Consider the following 523-nt stretch of genomic DNA (forward strand, 5'->3'; position numbering starts at 1 on the left):
CAGCGGTGGCGAATCCCCACCCGCATTAATTGCGTTTAGCCAAAACTTTGCCAGTCCAGAACAACAGACTGGTCAGTTTCTGACGGCACAAAGCGATGTGTACTCTCTGGGTAAAATTCTCGCGATGATGTTTCCGTCACCGCGCGTTTGGTCTGATGTTTACTGGGTCATTAGACGCGCGACACGCTCTGCCGCAAAACTGCGCTATTCAGACGTTCGAGCACTCAGAATTGATATTGAGCGCATGCTTGAGCGGCGCCCAATCGAACAAAAAAAACATTGGCCGTTGTACAGCGCATTGCGTTTAGTACAGCGCCGTCCGCTGGCTGCAGCATTATCTGCCATTCTGGTTTTATCCGGCGTGCTATTTGGTAATGCATTGATTCAAAAGAATATCCAACTGCAACAAGAGAAGAAGATTGCAGAAGATATGATGTACGAAATGACTCGCCTCATCTTCCATGCGAAGGGGCAGAACGTCGAACATCTTTCGGTGAACTCCATGATGGAGCTAACACGAAGG

1 pseudogene is annotated in these 523 nt (G+C 48.9%); it reads left to right on the plus strand.

From position 1 onward, the window contains the following. Positions 1–523: pseudogene (locus tag R7Z50_RS30970) on the plus strand (serine/threonine protein kinase); the annotation flags it as partial.

Source organism: Vibrio sp. 1249-1, from assembly GCF_033340495.1.